Here is a 24634-nt window from a genome sequence, read left to right on the forward strand (position 1 = left end):
TGTCTAAGAGCAGGGCACAGACTGTGCCCTGCTCAATCAATGACGAATTAAATCTCTAAGCCCAAAGCTCTGAGTTCCCGTTGACATTGTTCGGCATTCTCAAACTGAATGGCGCTGATGCCGACGGCCTGCGCGCCGCGCACGTTGTTGGGCATGTCATCGATGAACACCGTGGACTCTGCTCTCAGGCCGTTTTGCGCCAGCAGAGCGTGGTAAATGGCGGGCTGTGGCTTAAGGCAACCGACCTGAGCGGAGATGGTGGCACCGTCGAATAGCGACCAGAAGTCGTAGGTAGTTTTGAGGTAGTCGACCACTTCACGCACGTTATCGGTCAGGGCATACACGCCATAACCGGCCGTTTTGACACGCTTGATTAAATCCACCGTTCCGAACAGCAGGATCTGGGTCTGTTTGACGTAGTAAAACAGGCGCTGGCACTCGAGTTCAGATAAACCAAGGTTGAGCTGATACTGCTCTTTGGCCTCGGTTTCGGTAATGACACCGATATTGAGATCCATCCAGGTCTGCGATTTAAAGATGGAGCGCACTAAGGATTCACAAAACTTTTCTTCGCCGAAGGCGAGGCGGGCGATCTCCGGCGGTGACCAGCGCACAATCACGTTACCGACATCGAATACGACATTCTCAATAGGTTGTGGTTTCATTCCGACTCCTTATTACACCAAGATCAGTTTTAAATTAGAATGTGTGACCCGCCTTGGGATCCGGGCCATATTCGTTGTCACCGTGCATGCCTTCGCTGGCGGCAAAAAACAGCAGAACCACAACGCCAATCACAGGGATCACACTCAGTAATACCCACCAACCAGTGCGGCCGATGTCATGTAAACGGCGCACCAGCACCGCGACGCTTGGCAGCAGGATAAACAGGCTGTACAAACCGCCGATTAACGAGGTGCCTAAAAAGCGATCAATCAAACCTGCGGCAAGCGTAAACAGCAGGTTGAACAGGAAAAAACATCCAATATTCTTGTCGTCGTGCCCGGCCGTTAAACACGGCGTATTTTCTGAGTACTGCGATATACCAGTCCATGCTCATTCCTCTTTGGTTGCACTTTGGTCTGCTGATCAGAGTGTGATAACCGGGCTCAAACTGCAACCCAATTATATGAAATGTAAAAATGATACCTTAAAACTCAACCTGCATTAGCCAGGTGGGCGTGGATCCAGGGCTTTAAACGCCGGGAAAATGAGCAAAATGAACCGGAAAAAATTTATATCATTCAGGGCATAATGAGCAACCTATTGATTTAAATAGTCAATAACGTCGGGCTGACAAGCTTTCTGGTAAAAACCAAGTTACTAAGGTGCTTTTTAACGGCCAATCTTATAAAATTGTGCAACGACTCCAATTATAATTGTCACAGCCATGACCACGCTTGCATTGTCTGCAGCTAAACCAGCCGATTTAGAAATTCTCAACCAATTGATGTTCGATTTGCATCATGAACATCACATCGCTTGCCCTGAGTATTTTAAGACCGCAGAAGAAGTCGAACAGGAAAAAAGTATCGCGCGTTATCTCGATAATCCTGATTGCCTGGTGTATGTCGCACGTATCAACGACGAGGTGGCCGGGTTTATTACCGGCCATTTTTGTGAGTTGACCTCTTCGGTCAGCAAGCCATTGCAGATGGGCAGTATTGATGAGCTGTATGTGAGGCCCGAGTTTCGCCAAAAGGGCGTGGCGCGTGGGTTGATGGAACGTCTTGAACAGACCTTTATCGACTACGGCGTGACAGAGATATTTGTTGAAGTCTGGGAGTTTAATAAGGAAGCGCAACTCTTTTATCAGGACGCAGGATTTACCCACCATATTCATTGGCTGAGAAAATCAGCGCGTCGCCGTTAGGTTAAGCTCTGCAAACAACAGGTTGATTAAAGTGAACAAACGATTGTCACTACTTGGCATCACTTTCATTCTTACATTGATGACGTCAATGTATTCTTATGCCGCTCCTCAGGCGCCTGCCGATCTGAAAGGCGCATTGTGTCTGGTGCGCGCCGACGATAAGGTCGTGCTTATCGATGAGCTTATTACCAAACAACTCTCTTTACCGGGCGGAACAATCACATCGGGTGAAACACCTGCTGAGGCAGCGCAGCGTGAAACCTGGGAGGAAACCGGCCTCGTCGTGTCGGTTGGCCAGTTACTTGGTTATGCAGGTAAAGCCGCGGTTTTTGATTGTGTCAGCGATTCAGACATTATTACCTATCAGTATATTAATCAGTGGGGCGGTTTTGAACTGCCGGTCTGGTATGCGCCGCACTATGGCATTGAGGTCGCACGTGCGATGTTGATTCAACCTCAGCGGGTTGATACGGGTAACTACCGTTATCCCGAAGAGTGGCCTGAAATAGAAAAAATGTTTGCTTCGGCAACAGAGCAGTCAATCAATTCGGTGCCTGATTTGATCAAAGCTGCCCCCGCGATTTCCCAGTATGAGCTTGGCTGGATCAGTGCTCTGCAATACTCAATTGCGGAATTATCAGCCCCTGTTAGCCAGTTCATCTCGCGCTTGATCCTGCTTGGTGGAGCGTTCGCTTCACCGGCTTTTGGATTATTGCTGTTCCCACTCCTGTATTGGCAAAGTGGTAAGGCATTTTGCTTTAAGGCCTTCTTTTCTGTCGCAGTAACCTCGCTGATCTGCCTGATTGCGCAGCAAGGATTTGTGTTACCGCGTCCTTATGCTTATCTGCCATCGTTGCAACTGGTGGAGAGCTCCGGTTATGGCTTTCCAAGCTTACCGATTGCAGTGTGGGTCAGCCTGGGCATTTTGTGGTTGCTGGATAACGAAAAGCTGGGCTGGAATAAAAGCAGTGCTGCACTGGGCGTTTCCGCGCTTTGTCTGGCATTCTCGCTGTTCTATTCCGGCCGGGCATTCATGGTCGATATGATTGTCGGTGCGATGTTAGGTGCTCTGGTTGCCTGGCATATTGTGCGCCTTAACGAAAAGCCGAACATCAATGTCGATAAGTTGCTCAGTTCGCGCCGGGTTTGGCTGGGATTGACCGCAGTCAGTGCCGCCGTTGCTTTCTGGTGGCAAATGCCGGTATTTGGTGCCTGGTTAGTGATACTGGCACTGCTCACTCTGATTGTGATGACGGTAATGCCGAAGATGGAGGAGATCTCCTTGCGTCAGGCATTGCTGATGAGCGTGGTTTTGCTGGCTGGTCATTACCTGGTGAACTATGCCGCGACGTTTGTTTCATCCAGCGGTATGCTTTCGCTGGTGATTGATCTGCTGCGTCAGCCGCTGCTGATTGGGCTGTTTTGTCTGATGGTGCGCACCATTAAACTCAGGCCTGCGGTAAAAGTGGCCTGAGCGCTTCACCATGATGCTCTTTGAGCTCAGACGTTCGATACCTCTCTGCAAGCCCGGTTGAGTTAACCGGGCTTTTCTGTTTGTTTTCACTTCTGTCTGTTGTCATTGCTCACTGCCTTTTCATCTGATTAGCGTGACGGCTGCGACTATGTCCCGAGTTTGTGCCTGTGTACGAAAATCTGTACTTATAGCAATGGCCAGTGCAGATAGGTGCGCTTGTTACAGGCGGGAAAATAAATCATCTAATTCAGTTAGATAGGTTGGTGTTTTTTCGTTTAAATGCATTTCTTCATCGCTGCGCTGGTGATGTTACCGCTCTGTACCGAAAAAATTACACCTCAAACACCGGCGGACAAAATTGCTTTCCGTCGCGTCACAGTTTCCTTTTCGTCGTTAATGATGCAGCTTTATAACATATTGTTAACAACTGGATGTAACAGTACGTTAGGAGACGAACATGACTGCCCACGTTCATGCGCAAACGAACCAACCCGAAGATAGCCATAACCACAACCATAACCACGTGCCGCTGAGCGCTCATCACGCATTGGCAAATCCGCTCGGCACCGACGGGTTTGAATTTGTTGAGTATACCGCTGCCGATTCAGTCGGGATTGAGCAGCTGAAAGCCCTGTTTTCTGCGCTGGGTTTTGCCGAAATCGCCAAGCATCGCTCGAAACGGGCCTGGTTGTACCGCCAGGGCGACATCAATTTCATCGTCAATGCTCAGCCGCGTAGTCAGGCGGAGGCGTTTGCCAAAGTGCACGGTCCGTCGGTATGCGGTATGGCATTTCGGGTCAAAGATGCCGGCCAGGCACTTGAGCACGCGTTACAAAATGGTGGCCAGGAATATAAAACCGAGATAGGCCCGATGGAGCTCAGTATTCCGGCCATTTATGGCATCGGTGAGAGCCTGCTCTATTTTGTTGACCGTTATGGTGACCGCAGTATTTATGATGTCGATTTCCAGTTTTATCCCGATGCCAAAATTCGTCTGGTGAATGCCAACGCCGGCCTGCTCGAGATTGATCATCTAACCCACAACGTTAAACAGGGCCACATGGATACCTGGGCTGGCTTCTATGAGCGCATCGGTAACTTTCGTGAAATCCGCTATTTTGATATCGAAGGCAAACTAACCGGCCTGGTCAGCCGCGCCATGACCGCGCCGTGCGGCAAGATTCGGATTCCGATTAATGAATCTTCGGATGACAAATCGCAGATCGAGGAGTTTATCCGCGAATACAACGGCGAAGGGATCCAGCACATCGCGCTGAGCAGCGATGATATTTACCACACGGTACGCATGTTGCGCGAGCGGGGGATGGAATTTATGCCGACCCCGGATACCTATTATGAAAAAGTTGATGAGCGGGTGGCCGGGCACGGTGAAGATCTGGAACAGCTTAAAGCGCTGCGCATCCTGATTGACGGCGCGCCGATGAAAGACGGCATTCTGCTGCAGATTTTTACTCAAACCGTTATCGGGCCGGTGTTCTTTGAAATCATCCAGCGTAAAGGGAATGAAGGTTTTGGCGAAGGGAATTTCAAGGCACTGTTTGAGTCGATCGAAGAAGACCAAATTCGTCGCGGGGTACTTGATGATGCATAAATGGATCACCTTTCCGCACCGGGAAGGCACCTGTTCTAAACAGGCGCATGCCGATTTTCCCGACGATGCGATTTATGAACGTGAAGCGGGACGCAGCGGTTTCTTTGGGCCGGCGGCCCATTTTCATCATCAACATGCACCCACCGGCTGGAGTGAGTGGCAAGGCGAGTTACGCCCGCGCGCGTTTAATTTTAACCAGGTTGCGCAGGCGTCTCAGCTCTGTCCGTGGTTTGTGCCGCATCTGCTGCACAACCATGATGTGAAGATTCGGGTGTGGAAACTCGCTCAGGCGATGCCGGGTCTGGTTCGTAATGCGGACGGGGATGAACTGCTGTTTGTCCATCAGGGCCAAGCTGAACTGTTTTGCGATTATGGTCACCTCACGATTCGTGAAGGGGATTATGTGATGATCCCGCGCTCAACCAACTGGCGTCTGGAGCCGACTCAGCCGCTGTTTTTACTCATGATTGAAAACAGCGATGCGGCTTATTCACTGCCGGAAAAAGGCATTGTCGGTAATCATGCCGTGTTTGACCCGGCGGTACTGGACGTCCCGGCGATTGATGAGGCGTTTAAAGCGCAGTACAGCGAAACGACGACCCAGGTGCAGGTCAAACGCCATGAACAGGTCAGTGTCATCACTTATCCGTTTAATCCGCTGGATGCGGTTGGCTGGCATGGTGATTTGGCGGTGGTGCGCCTCAACTGGCGCGATATCCGGCCGCTGATGTCGCATCGTTACCATTTACCGCCATCGGCGCATACCACTTTTGTCGGTGACGGATTTGTGGTGTGTACCTTTGTGCCGCGTCCGATTGAAAGTGATCCGGGCGCGCTTAAAGTGCCGTTCTATCACAATAATGATGACTATGACGAGGTGCTGTTTTATCACGCCGGAGACTTTTTCAGCCGCGACAATATTGAAGCCGGTATGGTGACGTTTCATCCTGCCGGTTTCACTCATGGCCCGCATCCGAAAGCCTTTCAGGCCGGGCGTGAGCATAAAAAAACCTTTACCGATGAAGTGGCTGTGATGATTGATGCCCGCCATGCACTGCAGTTTAGCCAGGCGGCACAGCAGGTAGAAAACCCGGATTACGTCTACAGTTGGAAGCAGGCAGCAGAATAGGAGTCTTCATGAAACTCGCGACATTAAAAAATCATACCCGTGATGGCATGTTGGTGGTGGTCAGCCGTGATTTGAACCATTGTGTTGCTGTTTGTGAGGTGGCGGCAACGTTGCAACAGGCGCTGGATAACTGGTCGCAATGTCAGCCATTGCTGGAGGCAGTTTATGTTGAGCTGAATGCGCTGCTGGGCGACATGCCAGGCGTGATGCCGTTTGATCAAACCCGGTGCGAATCCCCTTTGCCGCGTGCCTATCAGTGGGCAGACGGCTCTGCATACGTTAACCATGTTGAACTGGTGCGCAAGGCGCGTGGCGCTGAAATGCCGCCCAGTTTCTGGAGCGACCCACTGATGTATCAGGGCGGATCCGATGCGTTTTTAGGCCCGCGGGATGAGATTCGTATGGTCAGCGAAGAGTGGGGCATTGATTTTGAAGGTGAGGTCGCCATCATTACCGGTGATGTGGCGATGGGTACGCCGCCGCAACAGGCGGCAGATTCGATACGTCTGCTGATGCTGGTCAATGATGTGTCGCTGCGCGGTTTGATTCCGGCAGAGCTGGGTAAAGGCTTTGGCTTTTTCCAGTCCAAACCTTCGTCGGCCTTTTCACCGGTCGCGATTACGCCTGATGAGCTCGGCCCGGACTGGGATGGCGGTAAAGTAACGCTGCCGCTGCTCACTCAATACAACAATGAAGCGTTCGGCTGCCCTAATGCCGGAGTGGATATGACGTTTGAATTTCCGCAGCTGATTGCTCATGCCGCCAAAACCCGGCCGCTCAGTGCCGGTACGATCATCGGCTCCGGTACGGTTTCCAACAAACAGGGCACGGACTACGGAACGGCGATTGCGGAAGGTGGCGTGGGTTACTCCTGCATCGCTGAAGTCCGTATGATCGAGACCATTCGTGATGGTGAACCTTCTACCTCATTTATGCGCTTTGGCGACAAAGTGACGATACGGATGGAGAGCCGCAACGGCGACGATTTGTTTGGCACCATAGAGCAACGTGTGGTGCGTTATGTACCGGAAGGTGACTATACCGAAGGGGACCTATGATGACTAATATCACCTTATATGGTTACTGGCGCTCTTCGGCGGCCTATCGGGTGCGTATCGTGCTGAATCTGAAAGGACTGAACTATCAGATGTCGCCGGTTCACCTGGTCAGAAATGGCGGTGAGCAGCACAGCGATGCTTTTCATCAGCTCAATCCGAGTGAGTTGGTGCCGGTGCTGACGGACGGCGACATTACCCTGTCACAATCGCTGGCGATCATCGAATACCTTGACGATGTCTACCCGCAGATGCCGATGATTCCGGCCTCGGGGCACGATAAATATCAGGTCTTATCCCTGGCGCAGGATATCGCCTCTGATATCCATCCTCTTAACAACCTGCGTGTTTTGCAGTATCTGCGCCAGCACCTTGCGGTCAGTGAAGAGCAGAAAGACGCCTGGTATCGGCACTGGATTCAGGTCGGGTTTACCGCCTTTGAGCAGAAATTGCTGCGCCGCAGCGGCCAGTATTGTGTCGGTGATACTTTGTCACTGGCGGACGTATGTCTGGTGCCGCAAGTGTATAACGCGGAGCGTTTTCATGTGCCGATGCAGGAATATCCGCAAATTCAGCGCATTACCGAGCGGTTGCGGCGCATTCCCGGATTTGCGCGCGCCGCACCGGAGCAGCAACCAGACAGCGAATAATTGCCTGCTAAAGATTGTCGCCGGCGCGCAGTTGGATTAACGTAAGCCTATCAGTCTGGTTGAGTAATTGTATGTCTCTTGAACAACTTATTGCGGATTACGGCTACATAGCGATTGCGGTCGGGACTTTCTTTGAAGGGGAAACGGTACTGGTGCTGGGCGGGTTTGCCGCGCACCGCAGTTATCTGGAATTACCCTGGGTTATTGTATGTGCGTTCTGCGGCAGTTTGCTGGGAGACCAGCTCTATTATTATATTGGCCGCTATAAAGGCAAACAGGCCCTGATGAAAAGGCCGCACTGGCAAGCGAAATCTCAGCGGGTACTGGATCTGCTGGATAAACATCAGGTGCTTTTGATCCTGGGTTTCCGATTTCTGTATGGTTTGCGCAGCGTTACCCCGTTTCTGATTGGCGCCAGTTCAGTTAAACCGACCCGTTTTCTGTTGTTTAACATCATCGGTGCCGCGATTTGGGCTTGTGTGGTCGGTGTCTTGGGCTATCTGTTCGGCAATACGATTGAAGTGATTCTTGGCGATATCAAACATTATGAACTGCAGGCCTTCGGCGCAATCGCTCTGGTTGGGATGCTGGCCTGGTTGTATCGCCATCGGATCAGGCGACGTAAAGCCTCTCAAAGTGAGGCCTCAGCTGCAACGCGGGATCGTCATCAGCCCTGAAACTCGCCGCTATCCGGCGGCAGCCGGGTAGGTGAAGAGCACTAAATGGGTCAGATTAAACAGGAAATGAAAGCCAATCGCTATCCATAGCCGATGGCTGAAATAATACGCCAGGCCATAACCTGTTCCGGCCAGTGCAGCAAATAGCACCAGCATTGCGCCTCCGGCCATATGTGCGAGGCCAAACAAGGCTCCGGCTAGCACAATTCCGCCGGCAGAGCCGAATATCTTAATCAGCCACTGCTGGATTACACCACGAAACAGCGCTTCTTCCACCACACAGGTGATGAGTAAATTGTTGAGGACAAATAGCCACAGCCATTCCGGCACACTCCATTCCGGTTGGACGGCTCCAACCGCCCAGGCGAGCGGCAGCAGAGCCAGCAGGCCAGGCAGGATAAGCCAGGTAACTGGCCGGATACGCTGATGATGGTCGCCAAGTAATCCGGACTGTGCCAGCCAGAGGGCAAAAAACACCAAAGGTTTATCCAGATTGAGATAGAGGGTGAACGGCAGGCTGTCTGGTCCGGTGTGTACTTTGTCCAGCACCAGTATGTTGTTAAAGCCGGGTACCGAGTGCAGCAGCAATGCTGTACACCACAGCAGCAGGAATACCCAGGCGAGCTTTTTCACATCACGGTTAAAGCGCGGCAGCAGAAAAGCGCCTCCCAAACCTACGGCACTGTAGACTAAGGCCTGCAAGGTTATCTGTCCGCTCACTAGCGCGCTCAGCAAGGTGACGAGCATTAATCCCAGGCTGACTGGTCGCAAGGTGCGGTAGTAGAAACTCATTAAGGCGGCAATAATGGCAAGACCGAATAAGGCCCAGATCCATAAATGGCTGACTTGAATCCATTCCATGCGCGATATGTCTCCGCTGGCTATTGGTTGTAAAGAACGGTTGTGTTAAAGATCGATTGTTATAAAGAACGATCGTTATAAAGATCAGTGGTGAATGAATATTGACTTCGTCTGTTGTTATTTTGAACCGTCGTTTTAAATAGTTCTTTTCCCCTTTGTGAATAGGAGTACTATAAGAGCCAGTCACAACAAACAAAGGAATAGATTTGTGTTTATTGGTCATTTGTCACAACTTGAGTTTACCCAGTCACTGTCACCAGCGCTCAAACAATGGATTCAACGGGTGGCTGAGCGTCTGCAATCGCCGATAGAAGACGGCCGCTACGAACTTGAGGGTGATGCCGCGTTTTTCTTTGTTACCCATGACCACACCCAATTGCGTGATGAGCGCATCGCTGAATGCCACCGCCGTTATCTCGACGTGCAAATTCTGCTGCAAGGCAAAGAAACATTCGGTTACGGCGTCACTCCGTTTGATGGATTAGATGACGATCGTCTGGAACAAAGGGATATTGCGTTCAGTAAACAGCAGAGCAAGGAGCGTTTTGTCGACGTGGAAGCCGGCGACTTTGTGATCTTTTATCCCGGCCAGCCTCATCGTCCGCTGATTGCCACCGATGATCAGCCGATGCCGATCCGCAAAGCGGTCATCAAAGTGGACAAAGCTTTGTTCTTTTGAGCTAAGCCCCGCTGCACAATTGCCGGGGCTGACCAGATTAGCGCGCCGGGTGTAAGAAGCGTGCAGGCCAGTCACTAAAGATGGCATCGACCTGGTCAAGATAACTAAACTTAGTCGCATCGTTTACGGTGTAACACCAGATCTGGTAACCCTGCTGGCGTAAATAATCAATGTGCGCCTGATTCACCCAGCGATAATTGAGGTTGGCACTGAATGCTGCCACTTCTTGTAACAGGGCTTTGTCTTTGGCAGACAGCCTTTCGGTCAGCACCCCGAGACGGTAGCCGGGGCAGTGCTGATGCAACTCGCGAATGATATCGTGACTGAAACTGGATAGTAAGAGCTGCTCTGCGGGCATTGGGCTGCTATCGAGTTGCCGTTTTAACTGTGCAGCGACTTCGCTTGCGTCGTGGCGATCAACCTTAACCTCAATATTTAACCCTAGCTGATAGGCATGGGCCAGTTCCAGCAATTCTGCCAGCGTCATGATTGGTTCGCCCTGAAATTCGGAGGAGAACCAACTGCCAAAATCAAACTGACGTAATTCAGCCAGTGTGTACGCATCAATCCGGCCTTTGCCGTTGCTGCAGCGGTTAATGGTATGGTCGTGACAGACCACCAGCACATTATCTTTGGTCGGCTGCACATCGATTTCGACCCAGTCCAGTTTCAGGTCGATGGCAGCCTGTACGCTGACCCGGGTGTTTTCCGGGTAACTTCCGGCCACGCCGCGGTGGCCTATAATGATTGGCATTCTCTTTCTTCCTTCATATCCAAAATCCGCTGTTTGCAGCATAGCGCTGCTGCGCGTGTTTGTCTGCAACAGATTCTTGATAAGCCATTGGCTGAAAAAAGAAAAAATATGGCGCTATTCCCTTATGTGCAAAGTGAAACTTAACCGTACCGGCACTACACTCACTACAACAACTCGCATCTGATTCAGCAACCACTGACATATTTAGTGACAGACGTGAGAAGCAGCTGGCTTCACAAAGAGTGCACTAGTTTGGCGCATTTGTTTGTTGTGATGAACTATCAAGGCGCAATAGTGTAGATAAATTGGCCATATAATGCTTATTTTGCGACATATTATTGGTATGGAGTTTGCAGTTAACGTTATTAAAGCGGTTAGCGAGATGAACGTACTTAACGCAACTAAAGTACTTCACAAAATTAAAATGAGTCACGTGTTCGTTGTATCAAGGACAGCAAAATGAAAATAGGTGTGATTGGAGCCGGCGCCGTCGGCGTGGGAATTTGTAACTATCTGCTGACGCTTGGCAGTGTCAGCGAACTGGTGCTGCTTGACCGTGATGTGTCACGTGCCGAGGGGGAAGTGTTCGACTTTCGCCACACAGCAGCGCTGACGTTTTCGAAAAATACCCGTATTATTCCGACTGATGATTATCTGGAACTGGTGGGCGCAGATATTGTGGTGATTACTGCCGGCGCTCAGATTCAGCAGGATCAGTCACGCATGGACCTGGCGGAAGTCAACAGCAAGATTGGCGTGGATATCGCCAAGAAAATAGAGCGCGTCGCGCCACGAGCGATACTTATCATAGTGACCAACCCGTGTGACATCGTCACGCATAGTATTGTCGCCAATACCGGTTACAGTCCGCAGCAGGTCATTTCTGCCGGTTGTGTCGTCGATACCGCCCGCCTGATGACCATAGTGGCACAGCGGGTTAATCTTGATCCTAAAAATGTATTTGGTTATGTGCTGGGGGAGCACGGCAGTCACTGTTTTACCCCCAAAAGCCTGATCAGCATTGCGGGGCAGAACGCGGACTATTACTGCGATGCCAATCGCCTTGAGCGCATCGATGCCGATGAACTGCTTGAGTCAGTAAAACGCGCCGGCTATGAAATATTTAAACGTAAAAATAATACTACGCACGGCATTGCCGCCAGTGTGTTCCGGATTATTCAGGCCATTACCATCAACGAGCATTCGGTGTTGCCGGTCGGTACTTTGCTGCGCGGAGAATACGGGTTGAATGATGTGGTCTTGAGTTTACCTGCGGTGGTCGGCCGAAATGGAGTAGAAAAAATCCTGATTCATCCGTTTACTGATGATGAGATGCAGACGCTCAATACGATTGCCAATAACCTGCGCGAGTGCATGATTAAAGTCGCTAAAAACACCGGGCTGAGTTATTAGCCCTAGGTTTATAAGTTTAATACAACATGAGAACGGACGGGCAATCCCGTCCGTTTTATTACCTGTACAGGACGATATAGCCTGTACATTCCGATATAAGCGGCTCAGTCAAATGCGGTTATTTTCCTTCCTGACTGGGAAAGATAAGCTTCGAGGTATCAAATCCGGCGCTCTTGGCCACGCCGATCGCGCGTTGCAATTCATCATCGCTAATCGTCGGGGTGCGTGACAATAACCATAAGTAATCGGTATCCGGACCGCTGACTAATGCCAGTGAATAGTCATCTTTCAAATCAAACACGATGTAACTGCCATAAAAAGGTCCGAAAAACGAGACTTTAAGATAACCGACATCATCGGACTGGACGAATTTCGCTTTGCCTTCCGCCTGTTGCCAGGCTTGCTCTTCTTGGTTCCAGCCGCGGTTAATGACTTTCACAGTTCCGTCGTCGTTAAGAGAATAGGTCGCACTGATATTCGATAAGCCACGTTCAAAACTATGGTCCAGACGGGCGATTTCATACCAGGTGCCCAGATAACGGGACAGATCAAACCCTTTGACCGGCGTGACCTTGTCCGGCATACCGGTACAGGCTCCGAGTAAAACACTCGCCAATAATACGCAGGCAAACTTCAATAATTTCATTATGTTGTCCTTTTTAGTTATGCAACAAAACGTGTACGGTGAAAATTCTAACAGCGATCAGTCCGTGGCGTAAGATTGATGTCCGAAAGAAAACGTATTCAATTGGAAAAAAGCCAGTTGAAAATGAGAGTGGTTATCACTAAGATGTGGGCATTCTCTCGCGGTAAATGATTACGATGATGAACCTTTTAAAACCTAGCTTAGTACTGCTTTCAGCGGCGGCCATGCTTCCAGCTTATGCCAATTCTCTGGACGACGCGAAAGCCATTCAGAACAAAACCAACTCAGCGTCTGCTGCCAGTCAACGTCAAGTCGATAAAAGCTCTGCTGCTGCGCTGCAACTGCAATCAGAAATCGAACAGTTAAACGAAGAGGTGAAAAACCTGGTCGTTTATCGTGACCACTTGTCCTCACTGGTGACCAGTCAGGAAGGTGAGATTACCAGCCTGCAAGAGCAGATCGTTGATATCAACGAGACGCGCCAGGGTATCGTGCCTCTGATGTATAAAATGATTGATGGTTTGGAAAACAATCTGAGTGAGGATAAGCCGATTCGTTTGTCAGCACGCGAAGATCGCATCGAGAAGCTTAAAGCGCTGATGCCGCGTGCAGATGTCAGCGATGCAGAAAAATATCGTCGCATTCTTGAAGCGTACCAGATTGAAATGGATTACGGTTCGAAACTGGGGACTTATCAGGACAAGATTGAACTCGCTCAGGATGACAGCGTTGAAGCGGACATTCTTTATCTGGGCCGCGTGGCGTTGATTGCGCGTAATCTTAACGCGACTAAATACTGGTCTTGGAGCCAAGAGCAACACAGCTGGCAGGAGCTGGATGATGGCGTGAAGATGGACGTAGATACTGCGTTTGATCTGGCTGATCAACAAATCGCACCCACCTTGCTGAATCTACCGATTTCACTGACTCAAGCGGAGACGAAATAAATGATGTTAAAAAAACTTGTCTCAGTGATGGGGCTTAGCCTGGCGTTAACCGCGACTTCCACTTATGCGGCGGGCGAACTGACTCAGCAAGCTCAGGCCGAAAACCGCACTCAGCAAGCGCATAATGTGCAGCGCGAAGCCGAGTTTCGTAAAACCGAACAAGAGCTGCGAGCTGAAAAAGCCGCGTTAGTTAAAAAACGTGACGCGCTGCAGGCTGAAGCGGACAAACTGTCCGACCAGTTCAGCAAAAATGAAAACAGTCTGGCGCGTCTGGAAGAAAAGCTGCGTCTGGAAACCGGTAGTTTAGGTGAGATCTTTGGTGTGGTTCGTCAGAACGCCAAAGAGATCCAATCGGAACTTGAAACGTCAGTCACCGGTGTAGACCGTCAGCAATATGCAGGTGTGATTGATGCTATCGTCGCGGCCAAATCACTGCCTTCGATGAAGCAACTGGTTGGTCTGTGGCAAGCCATGGATGAGCAGATCAAGGCGAGCGGCGAGATCAGCACCAACCCGATCAACTTCATCGATGGTGAAGGTCGTACTCAATCCGTTTCAGCGACCCGTATTGGCTCACTGGGCCTGGTTACAGAACAAGGTTATGTTGACTGGAACAACGGCCGCAAAGATGCGATCGCTTACCAGAAACAACCGGACAATGCTCCGACTCAGGATTCATTGCAGGCAGTAAAAGACGGCAACACCGAATCTGTGGTGCTGGATCCGTCGCGCGGTACTCTGCTTGAGCAACTGGCGCATGCGCCAACGCTGGGTGATCGCCTGGCGGCCGGTGGCGTGATTGGTCAAATCATTCTGGTACTGCTGGCGGTTGGTTTGATTATCGGTCTGTATCGGGGTGTTTCTCTGGCGATCGCTCGTCAGAAAATTCAGGCGCAACTGAAAACGCCTTCTCAACCGGGTAACAATCCGCTGGGCCGTATTCTGTCGGTTTACCAGAAAGAGCAGAACCGCAGTGTTGAAGCGCTGGAACTGCGCTTGCTGGAAGCGGTTGTCGATGAGCAGACTGGCCTGGAAAAGGGTTTATCGATGCTGAAACTGCTGGCTGCACTGGCGCCGATGCTGGGCCTGTTAGGTACAGTGACCGGTATGATTGAAACTTTCCAGGTGATCACTCAGTTCGGTAACGGCGATCCTAAAGTTATGGCGGGCGGTATCTCGATGGCACTGGTGACCACAGTTCTGGGTCTGATTTCAGCGATGCCGCTGCTGCTGGCACACAATGTACTGAGCACTCAGGCAGAAAACATCCGTAATATTCTTGAGAAGCAGGGCATCGGCCTGGTTGCGGAAGAAGCGGAACGCGAATGCAGCCAGAACAAGGCTGGTCAAGTGGTCGGCAACGCAGCGTAAGGAAGTATCATGAACCAAGCAGACGGGTTATTTTCAATACACAACCTCTTTCTGCCGTTGTCTGAGTTTATGGCTCAGGGCGGAACCGTGCTTTGGTGGCTGGCTGCAGTAGTGGCACTTTGTTGGCTTTTGGTGGTGGAGCGGGTTATTTTCCTGGTCTTCACCTATCCGAAACAGCGTCAGGTTTGGATCGAGAAATGGCACGCGCGTCAGGACCATAACTCCTGGCACGCCCGTGCCATTCGTGAAGGCTGGATTGGTCAGGCTCATATCAGTCTGACCCAGAACCTGAATGTGATCAAAGTGCTGGTTGCTATCTGTCCGATGTTGGGATTGCTGGGTACAGTTACCGGTATGATTTCAGTATTTGATGTGATGGCGACCCAAGGCAGCAGTAATCCGAAATTAATGGCCTCAGGTATCTCTCTGGCAACTCTGCCGACCATGGCAGGAATGGTTGCCGCACTGGCCGGTATGTTTGTGCATGCGCGTCTTGCCAAAACCTGTCGCCTGTTTGAAATTAAGTTAGAAAAATCGCTAAGGAGCCAGCAATGAGACTTGGCCGACGTCAGTCAAAACAAGAAGAGGCACAAATCGACCTCACATCCATGTTGGATATTGTTTTCATCATGCTGATCTTCTTTATTGTCACCAGCTCATTCGTACGTGAATCCGGTGTGGAAGTGAATCGTCCTTCAGCATCCAATGTGGTGGCACAAAAAGACGCGGGCATTTTTGTCGCGATCACTTCTGCCAACGACATTTATATCGACAAACGTCAGGTTGATGTGGAACGTGTTGAAGCCGCTCTGGAGCATTTGCTGCTGGAGCAGCCGGATGCGTCACTGGTTATTCAGGCGGACGAACATGCTTACAACGGTACCGTGGTTAAAGTGATGGATGCGGCGAAAGGGGCCGGCGTGAAGAACATTGCATTGGCAGCGGAGCAACGCTGATGATGCGGTTACTGTTAGCTATGCCATTTGCTGCGGGAATTGCAGTGGCCTTGTTTGCCTTTATGGCCTGGATGGTGAATAACGATGGTATGCGGGCACCCAAGCAAGGCGAACCACTCAGTTTTAATATGGTGATGGTTGAGCAGCAGCAGGATGTGCAGCGTCGTCAACGCAGTGTACCTGAGCAACCGAAAGCGCCACAAAAGCCGCAGGAAGCGCCGGTATCACAGCAGCAGACCGCTGCCACCAACTCAGTATCACCAACCAGTGTGCCGTCGTTGGGACTGGATACCGCAATTAACGGTATTAATATCAACGCGCCGACATTTGGTGATTTCGGCGTCAATCAGCAAGCTGTACCGCTGTATCGTGTTGAACCAAATTATCCTTCGCGTGCTTTGAAACGTGGTGCTGAAGGGTATGTGGTATTGCGCTTTACCATTGATGAAACCGGTCGTCCGACCGATATCGAACTGGTGGAGGCGAATCCAAAACGTATGTTTGAGCGGGAAGCCATACGCGCATTGAGAAACTGGAAATACCAACCCAAACTTGATGGGGGGAAAGCAGTGACTCAGCCAGGCCAAACGGTAAAATTGGAGTTTAAGTTAGCCAAATGATGAAACGATTAATCGTCTGCTTACTGCTGATGAGCTCGGCATCGTGGAGCGTTGCGGCAGAATTAAGCCAGTATGCCGCCAACAAAGCCATGAAGGCCAATCAGCTGGCACAAAATGACAAGCTTAGTGAAGCAATCCGTACGCTTAAGGATGCGGAAGTATCGCGCGCGTATGATAAAGCCTACCTGGCTCGCATGCTGGGTGTGTTCTACTGGCAAAACGAGCAGTTACAGCCTGCGCTAAAATCACTGCAACAGGCGGTGAGCAGCGGTGAGCTGGCGGATGATCAAGCCTGGACAACCCGTAAAATGCTGGCCGATCTGCTGTTGGTCGATCACCAGTATGCTAAGGCGCTTCCTCATTATTATCAACTGGTCAAAGCGGTACCGAAAGATCAGAATGGGTATGAACTGTGGCTGCGTATCGGCCAGATTCATTATCAGTCTGAGCAGTGGCAGAAGTCGCTGGACGCTATCGCGCAATATGAGAAATTCCGTCGCCCGGATGAAGTGACCCCGCTGTCAGTTAAGTTAGGGGCGCAACTGCAACTGGAGCGCTGGAAACCTGCGATTCCAACCATTAAGCGCCTGCTGGCTCTCGAGCCGGAAAAAAGCAACTGGTGGCTACAGTTAGTCAGTCTTGAGCTGCGCACAGGTCAGAAACGTGATGCGCTGAGCAGTCTGGGTTTGGCGAAACTGCAGGGTATTGATTTGAGTCAGCAGGATTTGCGTCTGCTTGCCCAGCTGTACGCTCAAAACGGCGTGCCTGAGCGTGCGGCACAAGTCCTTGAAATGCTCGATGATGCGGACAGCGACATCCAGCTGATCACTGAACGTGCTTTCTACTGGCAACGCGCTAAAGAGTGGGACCAGGCGATTTCAACCTGGACACTGGCTGCGCGTTTTAATCAGAAATATCACTGGAATGTGGCGCAGCTGCTTAACCAGCAAGGCCAGTACCGTGAAGCTCTGGTTGAACTGGATAAAGTCAAAGAGAAAGATCGTCAGTCGCAGGTTGCACTGGCAAGAACCCGCGCTCTGTACAAGCTGAACCAGCTTGAAGATGCGTTGATTCAGGCCAAAAAGGCCAATAATATTGACCCGTCCAAAGAAGCGGAAGGCTGGATTAAATACTTGTCTCAATTAAGAAAGATTCAAGACCAGCGCACATCGTAAAACCCAAATGATGAAGAAGACCTCCTCTGCGAGGTCTTCTTTTTACCTGCTTGTCCGGCCCGGAAATAGCGGTCATTGGATACTCTCACTGCTATGATAATCATTTGCAACTGCGAATGATTATACGTATCCTTACGATAAAAGAGTCAACAATCAAAAAGACAATAACGTGACCCCGGCAACCGAACAGCAATCTCACTCTCAGCAGCTTCCTGAAGCAAGCGTTAATCCTGAGGCAAGCGCCTTCTCTGATGCAAATGTCGTCCTGGATGAAAACGTAAGCCTGCAAGCGTTTGAATCTCTGTTTCACTATGCGCAGCAAATCACCCCGTACCTGCATGGCCAGGTTTCTGCTGTGGATACCCAGCGCGATGCGATAGTCCCCGGACAGGATAACAGTGCCGTGATGGCAGCGATTTTTGACGAAATCAGTCAGGCAACGCCGGCGGCGGGTCAGGCGTTCTGGCTGACCCGAACCTGGGGCCTGCTGTGCTGGCAACCGATATTTTTGTCGTTTATTGCCATCTACAGCGCGAAAAAATTACCCAATATGACCCGTATCGCTCAGTACCGCCAACCGTTGTTTGTCGCTGGGTTCAGTTTTGAACCGCATGCGTGGCAAAGCGGGCGTCGGGCAAATCTGATTCGCCAGGCGGCAACGCAGCTCAACCACCTGTTTGAACAGTACCGGCTTGACCTCAACGAAAGCGTCCGTATTCGTCCCGGCTTCACCCAGCATCTTTTGGCTGATTCACTGCTTAATTGCCTGATCAGGCTGCAGCAAATCCGGCCGGCTTACACCAATCAGGATATCGTCGCCCAAGCCCGACTGTGGCTGGAGGCGTTTGGTTTACCGGATAAGCACCTCAGCAGCCTCAAACTGGATGAAGACTCAGGTAAGGTCAAACTGGTTCGCACCAGTTGTTGTCTGGTATACAAATGCGAGGGGCGGGCGTTGTGTGGCGATTGTCCGCGTCTGGACACCAACAAACACTGTACACCGCTCGACATTACTCTGGTGGATTAATCAAACCTTCTGAGTCATGTTCGTCGGTTTGTATATAAGCCACCTATCTGATTAATAACTAAAACCCATTTGGCGTTAAACCTGTGACCACTTATCCTTGATCTGATAACAACAAACAGAGAAGGATCAGTCATGGCAGATCAAAAGGCTTTAGTGGTGGAAGGCGGAGCAATGCGTGGTATTTTTGCCAGCGGCGTGCTTGATTCCTTTATGGACAGTGATTATCGCCCCTACGATTTTGTGATGGGGGTCTCGGCCGGAGCTTCGAATCTGGTTGGCTACTTATCTCATCAGCCACTGCGCAGCTATCAGGTCATCACGCAACTGGCGACCAGTAAAACATTCTACAATCCGCGCCGTTTTCTTCAGGGCGGTAATCTGGTTGATGTGCGCTGGCTGATTGACGAAGCCAATCGACGGTATCCGATTGATGAAGAGCGGCTGTTTTCGTCAATTCCCTTTTTTGCCGCCGCGACTAATATCAGCACCGGTCAAGCCGATTATTATCAGGTGACACGCGATAACTTTGTGACAGCGATTGAAGCCACTTCTGCACTGCCTTTGGTGTATCGTAGAACCCCTTGTTTTTCAGGTAGTTGTTATACCGATGGTGGTGTTGCTGATTCGATTCCGGTCAAAGAAGCCTATCGGCGAGGTGCGCGCGACATTACAGTAATTCTGTCACACCCGCTCAGTTATCAGATGCGTAAACCGAAAAGTGAGTGGATGATGAAACGTTTGTTTGCCCGCTATCCTGAGGTTGCCCATTCCATCATTCATCGTGCTGAAAAATATAATGGTGCGCTGGAGTTTATTCATAATCCGCCCAAAGACGCGCGTATTCAGGTTATTGCACCACCTGAAACATTCGCAGTTAAGCGACTGACGATGAAAAAGCCGCTCCTCGATCGCGGCTACGAAATGGGACTCAGCGCAGGCCGGCAACATATTCAAAGTCAGTAAAACGTCTATTCAAAGCCAGTAAAACGTGCGTTGACTCGCAGCTCGGCACACCAGCACGACAGCAGCAAAACGTTTTGCTCATGCTGTGCGCCGCATTGGTCAGCCCGCTCGGTGGCCTGAGGTTCAGGTGATTGGAATAATGAGGTAAACCCGCGAAAAAGAGTGAACCTCATGCCCTCAAAAACAACCTGGCTGGCACTAAGTTTGTTAGTTCCGGCCTCATTGGAAGCGCAAACCTTACCGCCGCCTTTTATGGCCGTGATCGAAGCCAACAGCTACTATGACGAGTTAGATCTCGCTGAATACTGGGCGAGTGAAAAACTGGACGGGATTCGTGCTGTCTGGAATGGAACTCAGCTGCTCACACGAGCTGGTCATCCAATTCATGCTCCTTTGTGGTTCACCCGTGTACTGCCTGATCATGCGCTGGAGGGGGAATTATGGGCTGGCCGCGGCCACTTCGCGCTGGTGCAGCAGACAGTCCTGGACCAAATGCCGTCTGAACAGGCCTGGGAGCAAATTCGCTTTATGTTGTTTGATTTGCCACGTGCAAACGGGGATTACCGGCAACGTTACCAAAGCCTGATTAAACTGGTTGAGCATATCGATGCCACTCATATTGATTATGTGGAACATCAGGTAATCAAGTCCCGTGAGGCGCTGATGCAACAGCTAGAACGCCTGTCCGATGCCAACGGTGAAGGTATTATGTTACGAAAAATCAGCGCGTTGTACCGGCCCGGGCGCAGCGATGATTTAATTAAACTCAAGCAGCATCAGGATGCGGAAGCACAAGTTATTGGCTATCGTCCCGGTAAGGGCAAATATCAGGGCTTGATGGGGGCCGTACTGGTGAGAAACTCAGATGGAACTGAATTTGCTATTGGCAGCGGGTTTAGTGATGAGCAGCGCCACAGTCCGCCGGAAATTGGCAGTGTGGTCACCTATCGGTTTAACGGACTGACCTCGCAGGGCAAACCGCGTTTTGCCCGTTTTATGCGTGTGCGTCGAACCGATTAAAGGGTAAGAGTGCTCGAGCACCTTGGGCTGATTCTGTGCCTCTTACTTTACTCGCGCCGGCTTACATTTCTGGCGCCGGCTTATTAGACGCTGCTGCCCACTTGCACTGAGCAGCGCTGAAACAACTGCTGCCAGTACTGCATATGCTGGCGCGTGGCGTCACGAAATGCCTGATGACTCTTTTCAATGGCAAAATGATAGTGAGAAGACTCTTGCTGCTCAAACATACTCAAAGACGGCGCGAGCTGCAGGTAAAGGGCGTCCAGCCGGGCGAGGTAGGGCTGAATATTCTCCACATAATAGGACTGGAACACATTACGCAGATAGGTCAGTTTGGTCTGGTTTCGGTTTGGCCCGCAGATAATTTGCTGATCGTTGTCTGCCAATTGGTGATGGATGGTGATCAGCCACAGTGTTGCGTTATCGAGTGAATACTTGAGATCGCCGAGCAGGGGTTGTTTGTCGAGCACTTCCTGAAACGGCGTCAGTCTGGGCAGGTTAATGGCTAACTGTTGACTGGTCACGGCTTGCTGTATTTGCTTCATTGCCTGCAATGCCCGGGTAATCTGACTGACATCCCAGCCGCTGTCCAGCCAGCGGTGACTGGATAATTGCGACCGCATTGCGTTACTGTTGTAGAGTAAATTGTACCAATGCAGCGGCAAATCATGCCGTTTAATGGTTTCGATTTCACTGAGTTGCTTGTGCAGTTTGGCCGATATGTCCGGGTTCGCTAGGCAGCGTGTCAGCCCCTGCAGCAGTTGCACCTCGTAATCGAAACGATGAAAACCGTCTTGCACTTTACCCAGCACGGAATTGCGTTCAGCAATCAGGTTGAACAGATCGCATTTTCGCAGTTCATAGCTGTCGAGCAGACCTATGGTGAGGGATTCGACAGGCAGAGTCACGTCACGTTTTTCTGGCAGACGTTGTAACTGCTCGTCAGGCGCAGGCAGAGCATCGGTATCTTGCACATTGGCAATCCGGGTCAGATATTCATTAAAATCGTTCAGTGCCGGCGCCTGGCCACAAGCCGACAGCATCACCGCACCAAGAATGACAATCAGTATGCGCACAGCGACTCCGTTTAAATTCACTCTGTGTCAGTAAGCTGGTGTCAGGCTACCACAGATAATCGTCAGATGAACAGAATACAAAAAAGGTCAGCATGTTGCTGACCTTTGTACGTTTATCGCCGTTACCTGGTGCAAAACAGCAATGATCTTTACGCTTATCGGGATGCGAACTGCATATGCAGTTCATCGTCCTGTTTTTGCATCCAGTAGAGACGCTGCCCCAGCATCACAGCCGCAGAACTCAGGCCGACAATAAAGCCAATCCAGAAGCCTTTTGCACCCAGCGGCTCGACTATCCAATCCGTCATGGCCAGAATGTAGCCCGCAGGCAGGCCCAAAATCCAGTAGGCAATAAAGGTACGGTTGAAGATCGCCGCCATGTCCTTGTAACCACGCAGGGCGCCGGCGGCAATGACCTGAACTGCATCCACCATCTGGTAAAATGCCGCAAATAGCAACAGGGTCATCGCCAGGCTGACTACCTCCGGGTTATCGGTGTAAAGCAACGCCACGTGTTCACGAAATATCACGGTCAGAGCGGCTGTAATTACTGCCGTGCCGACGCCGACCATCAAACCAACGTTAGAGGCAATCGCGGCGCCTTGTGAATCTTCTTCACCCAGAGTATGCCCAACCCGAATGGATACCGCCGCACCAATGCTCATTGGCAGCATAAAGATCAGCGATGAAAAGTTAAGTGCAACCTGGTGAGCGGCGACCACCAACGAACCCAATGGCGCAACCAAAAGTGCAACCACTGCAAACAGGGTGACTTCAAAAAACAGTGCGGCCGCCACCGGAAAACCGAGTCGCAGCAAGCGCAGTTGCGCTTTCCAGTCCGGTTTGTGAAAGGTTTCGAACAGCTTGATGTGCGCCAGACGCTGTGACGTGACGACGTAAAACAGCAGCATGAAAAACATCAGCCAGTAGACAATCATGGTTGCGACACCACAGCCGATACCGCCCATCGCAGGCATGCCAAATTTACCGTACACGAATATCCAGTTGAGCGGAATATTAAACAACAGGCCGAGAAAGCCGATGACCATGGCGGGTTTAGTCAGTGACATGCCGTCGGTATAGCTGCGCAGGGCCTGAAACAGCAGAAAAGCGGGCACAGCAAACACCACGGCATGCATATAACCGATGGTTTTTTCCTGCATCAGGGCTTCGACATCCATCAGCCCCAGTATGGTTTCGGTTTGCAGCAGCACCAGCACGATAGGGACTGAGACCAGCAGCGCCATCACACAACCCTGATGGATTTGAAACGGAATCTGGCTTTGTTTACCGGAACCATTCAACTGGGCAACGACGGGAACCAGTGCCATTAACAAGCCGACTCCGAACAGGATCGAAGGCAGCCAGATACTGGCAGCAATCGACACGGCCGCCATATCAATCGCGCTCACGCCACCGGCCATCACGGTATCGACAAAGCCCATACCGGTTTGTGCGACCGAAGCGATCAGCACCGGTGTAGCCAGTTTGATCAGAGTTGAGGCTTCTTGTTTATGTAAATGCACAAATTTCTCCGCAGTCAGGTGATCACGCGATCGGTGGTTTTTCGATGCAACAAAAGACGTTTTGATGCTGGAGGGAATGATAAAGAAATGTCACACTAAGCACCACGAAAAACTGTCGGAATCACAAAATGTTTACAGGTATTGTGCAAGGCACAGCAAAAGTTGTGACCATCGAGAAAAAGAAAAATTTCAGACCCACGTTTTGCAGCTGCCTGCTGCATTAGGACAGGGCCTGACGATAGGCGCATCTGTCGCCCATAACGGGTGTTGTCTGACGGTAACTAAAATTGATGGCGAACAGGTGTCATTTGACCTGATGCAGGAGACACTGCGGTTGACCAACCTCGGCGATCTTGAAGTCGGTGCCGAGGTGAATATTGAACGCGCAGCTAAATTTGGCGATGAAATCGGTGGCCATCATATGTCTGGTCACATCAGTGAAGTCGGCACCATTGTTGAGATCATTGACTCACCAAACAACAAAACCATCTGGTTTGAGCTACCACCGCAGCATATGAAGTATGTGTTAGCGAAAGGGTACATTGGGCTGGACGGATGTTCACTGACGATTGGTGAAGTGAAAGATAACCGCTTCAACGTCCATCTTATTCCTGAAACCATGCAGCGCACCCTGTTCGGCGCGCGTCAGGTCGGGGACAAGATCAATATCGAGTTTGATCCGCAGACCCAGGCCATCGTTGATACTGTTGAGCGTGTTCTGGCGTCCCGCACCTGATACAACGTTGCCTTTTACCAAGTTAGTGCTACTTTACCAAGTAGGTACAATCTTACCGAGTTAGTACAATCTTACCGAGTTAGTACATCCTGAGGCCGAAATTTTGTTCAGCCTCCGTCTGGTCAGCTTGCTTGCACCTGTGGCCTGATGTCTGCCGGATTCTGCTGCCACATGTGGGTAAATCAGAAAATCTGCTCGTCGTCGGCATCGACACGCAGCTCAATGGTATCCTGCAATTCATCCACCATCATATTCAGGTGCATGGTGTTGCAGCAGGCCGGGCAATCATCATAGAACTCCTGACTGCCATTCGACGCATCAAGCTCGATACGTACCGAGTGCCCGCAATGGGGACAAATAATGGTTTTTTCAGTGAACTCTTTCATGGTTTGTA

General features: G+C 50.8%; 25 protein-coding genes and 2 pseudogenes. 19 read left to right on the forward strand and 8 right to left on the reverse strand.

From position 1 onward, the window contains the following. Positions 1-47: 47 nt before the first annotated feature. On the reverse strand, positions 48-665 hold the full coding sequence (locus KNV97_RS10620) for an HAD family hydrolase (RefSeq protein ID WP_218563071.1): 618 nt from the start codon (positions 663-665) through the stop codon (positions 48-50). Between the two features lie 34 nt (positions 666-699). Continuing rightward, a pseudogene (locus tag KNV97_RS10625) lies at positions 700-1054 on the reverse strand (DUF805 domain-containing protein). 336 nt (positions 1055-1390) lie between these two features. Here KNV97_RS10625 and KNV97_RS10630 point away from each other — a divergent pair. The 7 genes from KNV97_RS10630 to KNV97_RS10660 all read left to right on the forward strand — a co-directional run bounded on the left by KNV97_RS10630 (position 1391) and on the right by KNV97_RS10660 (position 8470). After that, a complete protein-coding gene (locus tag KNV97_RS10630; RefSeq protein WP_136486336.1) occupies positions 1391-1873 on the forward strand; it encodes a GNAT family N-acetyltransferase in 483 nt (160 codons plus the stop codon). A 31-nt stretch (positions 1874-1904) separates the two neighbouring features. Next, the gene (locus KNV97_RS10635; protein ID WP_136486338.1) at positions 1905-3347 is read left to right on the forward strand and encodes a bifunctional NUDIX hydrolase/phosphatase PAP2 family protein; all 1443 of its coding nucleotides are present in this window, start codon (positions 1905-1907) and stop codon (positions 3345-3347) included. A gap of 457 nt (positions 3348-3804) precedes the next feature. After that, positions 3805-4959, forward strand: a complete 1155-nt coding sequence (hppD, locus tag KNV97_RS10640; protein WP_218563072.1) for a 4-hydroxyphenylpyruvate dioxygenase — start codon at positions 3805-3807, stop codon at positions 4957-4959. Next, positions 4952-6088: a homogentisate 1,2-dioxygenase gene (locus tag KNV97_RS10645; RefSeq protein ID WP_136486649.1), complete on the forward strand. Its 1137-nt coding sequence runs from the start codon at positions 4952-4954 to the stop codon at positions 6086-6088. Before hppD ends, KNV97_RS10645 begins: the two co-directional genes overlap by 8 nt. An 8-nt stretch (positions 6089-6096) precedes the next feature. Further along, positions 6097-7146 (forward strand): fumarylacetoacetate hydrolase family protein, encoded by a 1050-nt coding sequence (locus tag KNV97_RS10650; RefSeq protein WP_218563073.1) that lies wholly within the window; start codon positions 6097-6099, stop codon positions 7144-7146. Then, positions 7146-7793 carry a maleylacetoacetate isomerase gene (maiA, locus tag KNV97_RS10655; protein WP_218563416.1) on the forward strand — a complete coding sequence of 216 codons (648 nt, stop codon included), beginning with the start codon at positions 7146-7148 and terminating at the stop codon, positions 7791-7793. The genes KNV97_RS10650 and maiA overlap by 1 nt, the downstream gene beginning before the upstream one ends. Positions 7794-7864: 71 nt before the next feature. Then, positions 7865-8470: a DedA family protein gene (locus tag KNV97_RS10660; RefSeq protein ID WP_136486344.1), complete on the forward strand. Its 606-nt coding sequence runs from the start codon at positions 7865-7867 to the stop codon at positions 8468-8470. Positions 8471-8479: 9 nt separating this feature from the next. Here KNV97_RS10660 and KNV97_RS10665 read toward each other — a convergent pair whose 3' ends face one another. Continuing rightward, entirely contained in the window at positions 8480-9331 is an 852-nt protein-coding gene (locus KNV97_RS10665; protein WP_218563074.1) for a CPBP family intramembrane glutamic endopeptidase, read from the reverse strand. 208 nt (positions 9332-9539) lie between these two features. On the opposite strand from KNV97_RS10665, the gene KNV97_RS10670 reads away from it, so the two are divergent. Next, a complete protein-coding gene (locus KNV97_RS10670) occupies positions 9540-10010 on the forward strand; it encodes a YhcH/YjgK/YiaL family protein (protein ID WP_136486348.1) in 471 nt (156 codons plus the stop codon). A gap of 37 nt (positions 10011-10047) precedes the next feature. Here the strand turns inward: KNV97_RS10670 and KNV97_RS10675 are convergent, their stop codons facing one another. Next, positions 10048-10764, reverse strand: coding sequence for a glycerophosphoryl diester phosphodiesterase (locus tag KNV97_RS10675; protein ID WP_218563075.1), 717 nt, complete (start codon positions 10762-10764; stop codon positions 10048-10050). 459 nt (positions 10765-11223) lie between these two features. Between KNV97_RS10675 and KNV97_RS10680 the strand changes: the two genes are divergently transcribed. Then, positions 11224-12177: a lactate/malate family dehydrogenase gene (locus tag KNV97_RS10680; protein ID WP_136486352.1), complete on the forward strand. Its 954-nt coding sequence runs from the start codon at positions 11224-11226 to the stop codon at positions 12175-12177. Between the two features lie 118 nt (positions 12178-12295). Here KNV97_RS10680 and KNV97_RS10685 read toward each other — a convergent pair whose 3' ends face one another. Continuing rightward, positions 12296-12814, reverse strand: coding sequence for a lipocalin family protein (locus tag KNV97_RS10685; protein ID WP_322972742.1), 519 nt, complete (start codon positions 12812-12814; stop codon positions 12296-12298). A 188-nt stretch (positions 12815-13002) separates the two neighbouring features. Between KNV97_RS10685 and KNV97_RS10690 the strand changes: the two genes are divergently transcribed. From KNV97_RS10690 to KNV97_RS10730, 9 genes are all read left to right on the forward strand, one after another. Then, a complete protein-coding gene (locus KNV97_RS10690; protein WP_218563417.1) occupies positions 13003-13770 on the forward strand; it encodes a DUF3450 domain-containing protein in 768 nt (255 codons plus the stop codon). Continuing rightward, entirely contained in the window at positions 13771-15141 is a 1371-nt protein-coding gene (locus KNV97_RS10695) for a MotA/TolQ/ExbB proton channel family protein (protein WP_218563077.1), read from the forward strand. Between the two features lie 9 nt (positions 15142-15150). Further along, entirely contained in the window at positions 15151-15696 is a 546-nt protein-coding gene (locus tag KNV97_RS10700) for a MotA/TolQ/ExbB proton channel family protein (RefSeq protein ID WP_136486360.1), read from the forward strand. Next, entirely contained in the window at positions 15693-16097 is a 405-nt protein-coding gene (locus KNV97_RS10705; RefSeq protein ID WP_136486363.1) for an ExbD/TolR family protein, read from the forward strand. Before KNV97_RS10700 ends, KNV97_RS10705 begins: the two co-directional genes overlap by 4 nt. Then, the gene (locus KNV97_RS10710; protein ID WP_218563078.1) at positions 16097-16717 is read left to right on the forward strand and encodes an energy transducer TonB; all 621 of its coding nucleotides are present in this window, start codon (positions 16097-16099) and stop codon (positions 16715-16717) included. Before KNV97_RS10705 ends, KNV97_RS10710 begins: the two co-directional genes overlap by 1 nt. Then, positions 16717-17892: a tetratricopeptide repeat protein gene (locus KNV97_RS10715; RefSeq protein WP_218563418.1), complete on the forward strand. Its 1176-nt coding sequence runs from the start codon at positions 16717-16719 to the stop codon at positions 17890-17892. The genes KNV97_RS10710 and KNV97_RS10715 overlap by 1 nt, the downstream gene beginning before the upstream one ends. A gap of 169 nt (positions 17893-18061) precedes the next feature. After that, the gene (locus KNV97_RS10720) at positions 18062-18919 is read left to right on the forward strand and encodes a siderophore ferric iron reductase (RefSeq protein ID WP_256612846.1); all 858 of its coding nucleotides are present in this window, start codon (positions 18062-18064) and stop codon (positions 18917-18919) included. A 132-nt stretch (positions 18920-19051) separates the two neighbouring features. Then, complete coding sequence (locus KNV97_RS10725) at positions 19052-19882, forward strand: patatin-like phospholipase family protein (protein WP_136486369.1); 831 nt, start codon at positions 19052-19054, stop codon at positions 19880-19882. 171 nt (positions 19883-20053) lie between these two features. Next, positions 20054-20902 carry a DNA ligase gene (locus KNV97_RS10730; protein WP_218563079.1) on the forward strand — a complete coding sequence of 283 codons (849 nt, stop codon included), beginning with the start codon at positions 20054-20056 and terminating at the stop codon, positions 20900-20902. An 83-nt stretch (positions 20903-20985) separates the two neighbouring features. Here the strand turns inward: KNV97_RS10730 and KNV97_RS10735 are convergent, their stop codons facing one another. Further along, the gene (locus KNV97_RS10735; protein WP_218563080.1) at positions 20986-21978 is read right to left on the reverse strand and encodes a DUF3080 domain-containing protein; all 993 of its coding nucleotides are present in this window, start codon (positions 21976-21978) and stop codon (positions 20986-20988) included. A gap of 155 nt (positions 21979-22133) precedes the next feature. After that, complete coding sequence (locus tag KNV97_RS10740; RefSeq protein ID WP_218563081.1) at positions 22134-23504, reverse strand: MATE family efflux transporter; 1371 nt, start codon at positions 23502-23504, stop codon at positions 22134-22136. A 128-nt stretch (positions 23505-23632) separates the two neighbouring features. Here KNV97_RS10740 and KNV97_RS10745 point away from each other — a divergent pair. After that, positions 23633-24240, forward strand: a pseudogene (locus KNV97_RS10745) (riboflavin synthase subunit alpha). Between the two features lie 182 nt (positions 24241-24422). Here the strand turns inward: KNV97_RS10745 and KNV97_RS10750 are convergent. Beyond that, positions 24423-24626: a CPXCG motif-containing cysteine-rich protein gene (locus KNV97_RS10750; protein ID WP_136486381.1), complete on the reverse strand. Its 204-nt coding sequence runs from the start codon at positions 24624-24626 to the stop codon at positions 24423-24425. Between the last annotated feature and the right edge of the window lie 8 nt (positions 24627-24634).

The organism is Vibrio ostreae, assembly GCF_019226825.1.
GTDB lineage: Bacteria > Pseudomonadota > Gammaproteobacteria > Enterobacterales > Vibrionaceae > Vibrio > Vibrio ostreae.

Coding starts and splice junctions, on each gene's coding strand:
- KNV97_RS10620 (WP_218563071.1), bottom strand. CDS start 665: ATGAAACCACAACCTATTGAGAATGTCGTATTCGATGTCGGTAACGTG.
- KNV97_RS10630 (WP_136486336.1), top strand. CDS start 1,391: ATGACCACGCTTGCATTGTCTGCAGCTAAACCAGCCGATTTAGAAATT.
- hppD (WP_218563072.1), top strand. CDS start 3,805: ATGACTGCCCACGTTCATGCGCAAACGAACCAACCCGAAGATAGCCAT.
- KNV97_RS10645 (WP_136486649.1), top strand. CDS start 4,952: ATGCATAAATGGATCACCTTTCCGCACCGGGAAGGCACCTGTTCTAAA.
- KNV97_RS10650 (WP_218563073.1), top strand. CDS start 6,097: ATGAAACTCGCGACATTAAAAAATCATACCCGTGATGGCATGTTGGTG.
- maiA (WP_218563416.1), top strand. CDS start 7,146: ATGACTAATATCACCTTATATGGTTACTGGCGCTCTTCGGCGGCCTAT.
- KNV97_RS10660 (WP_136486344.1), top strand. CDS start 7,865: ATGTCTCTTGAACAACTTATTGCGGATTACGGCTACATAGCGATTGCG.
- KNV97_RS10665 (WP_218563074.1), bottom strand. CDS start 9,331: ATGGAATGGATTCAAGTCAGCCATTTATGGATCTGGGCCTTATTCGGT.
- KNV97_RS10675 (WP_218563075.1), bottom strand. CDS start 10,764: ATGCCAATCATTATAGGCCACCGCGGCGTGGCCGGAAGTTACCCGGAA.
- KNV97_RS10680 (WP_136486352.1), top strand. CDS start 11,224: ATGAAAATAGGTGTGATTGGAGCCGGCGCCGTCGGCGTGGGAATTTGT.
- KNV97_RS10690 (WP_218563417.1), top strand. CDS start 13,003: ATGAACCTTTTAAAACCTAGCTTAGTACTGCTTTCAGCGGCGGCCATG.
- KNV97_RS10695 (WP_218563077.1), top strand. CDS start 13,771: ATGATGTTAAAAAAACTTGTCTCAGTGATGGGGCTTAGCCTGGCGTTA.
- KNV97_RS10700 (WP_136486360.1), top strand. CDS start 15,151: ATGAACCAAGCAGACGGGTTATTTTCAATACACAACCTCTTTCTGCCG.
- KNV97_RS10705 (WP_136486363.1), top strand. CDS start 15,693: ATGAGACTTGGCCGACGTCAGTCAAAACAAGAAGAGGCACAAATCGAC.
- KNV97_RS10710 (WP_218563078.1), top strand. CDS start 16,097: ATGATGCGGTTACTGTTAGCTATGCCATTTGCTGCGGGAATTGCAGTG.
- KNV97_RS10715 (WP_218563418.1), top strand. CDS start 16,717: ATGAAACGATTAATCGTCTGCTTACTGCTGATGAGCTCGGCATCGTGG.
- KNV97_RS10725 (WP_136486369.1), top strand. CDS start 19,052: ATGGCAGATCAAAAGGCTTTAGTGGTGGAAGGCGGAGCAATGCGTGGT.
- KNV97_RS10730 (WP_218563079.1), top strand. CDS start 20,054: ATGCCCTCAAAAACAACCTGGCTGGCACTAAGTTTGTTAGTTCCGGCC.
- KNV97_RS10750 (WP_136486381.1), bottom strand. CDS start 24,626: ATGAAAGAGTTCACTGAAAAAACCATTATTTGTCCCCATTGCGGGCAC.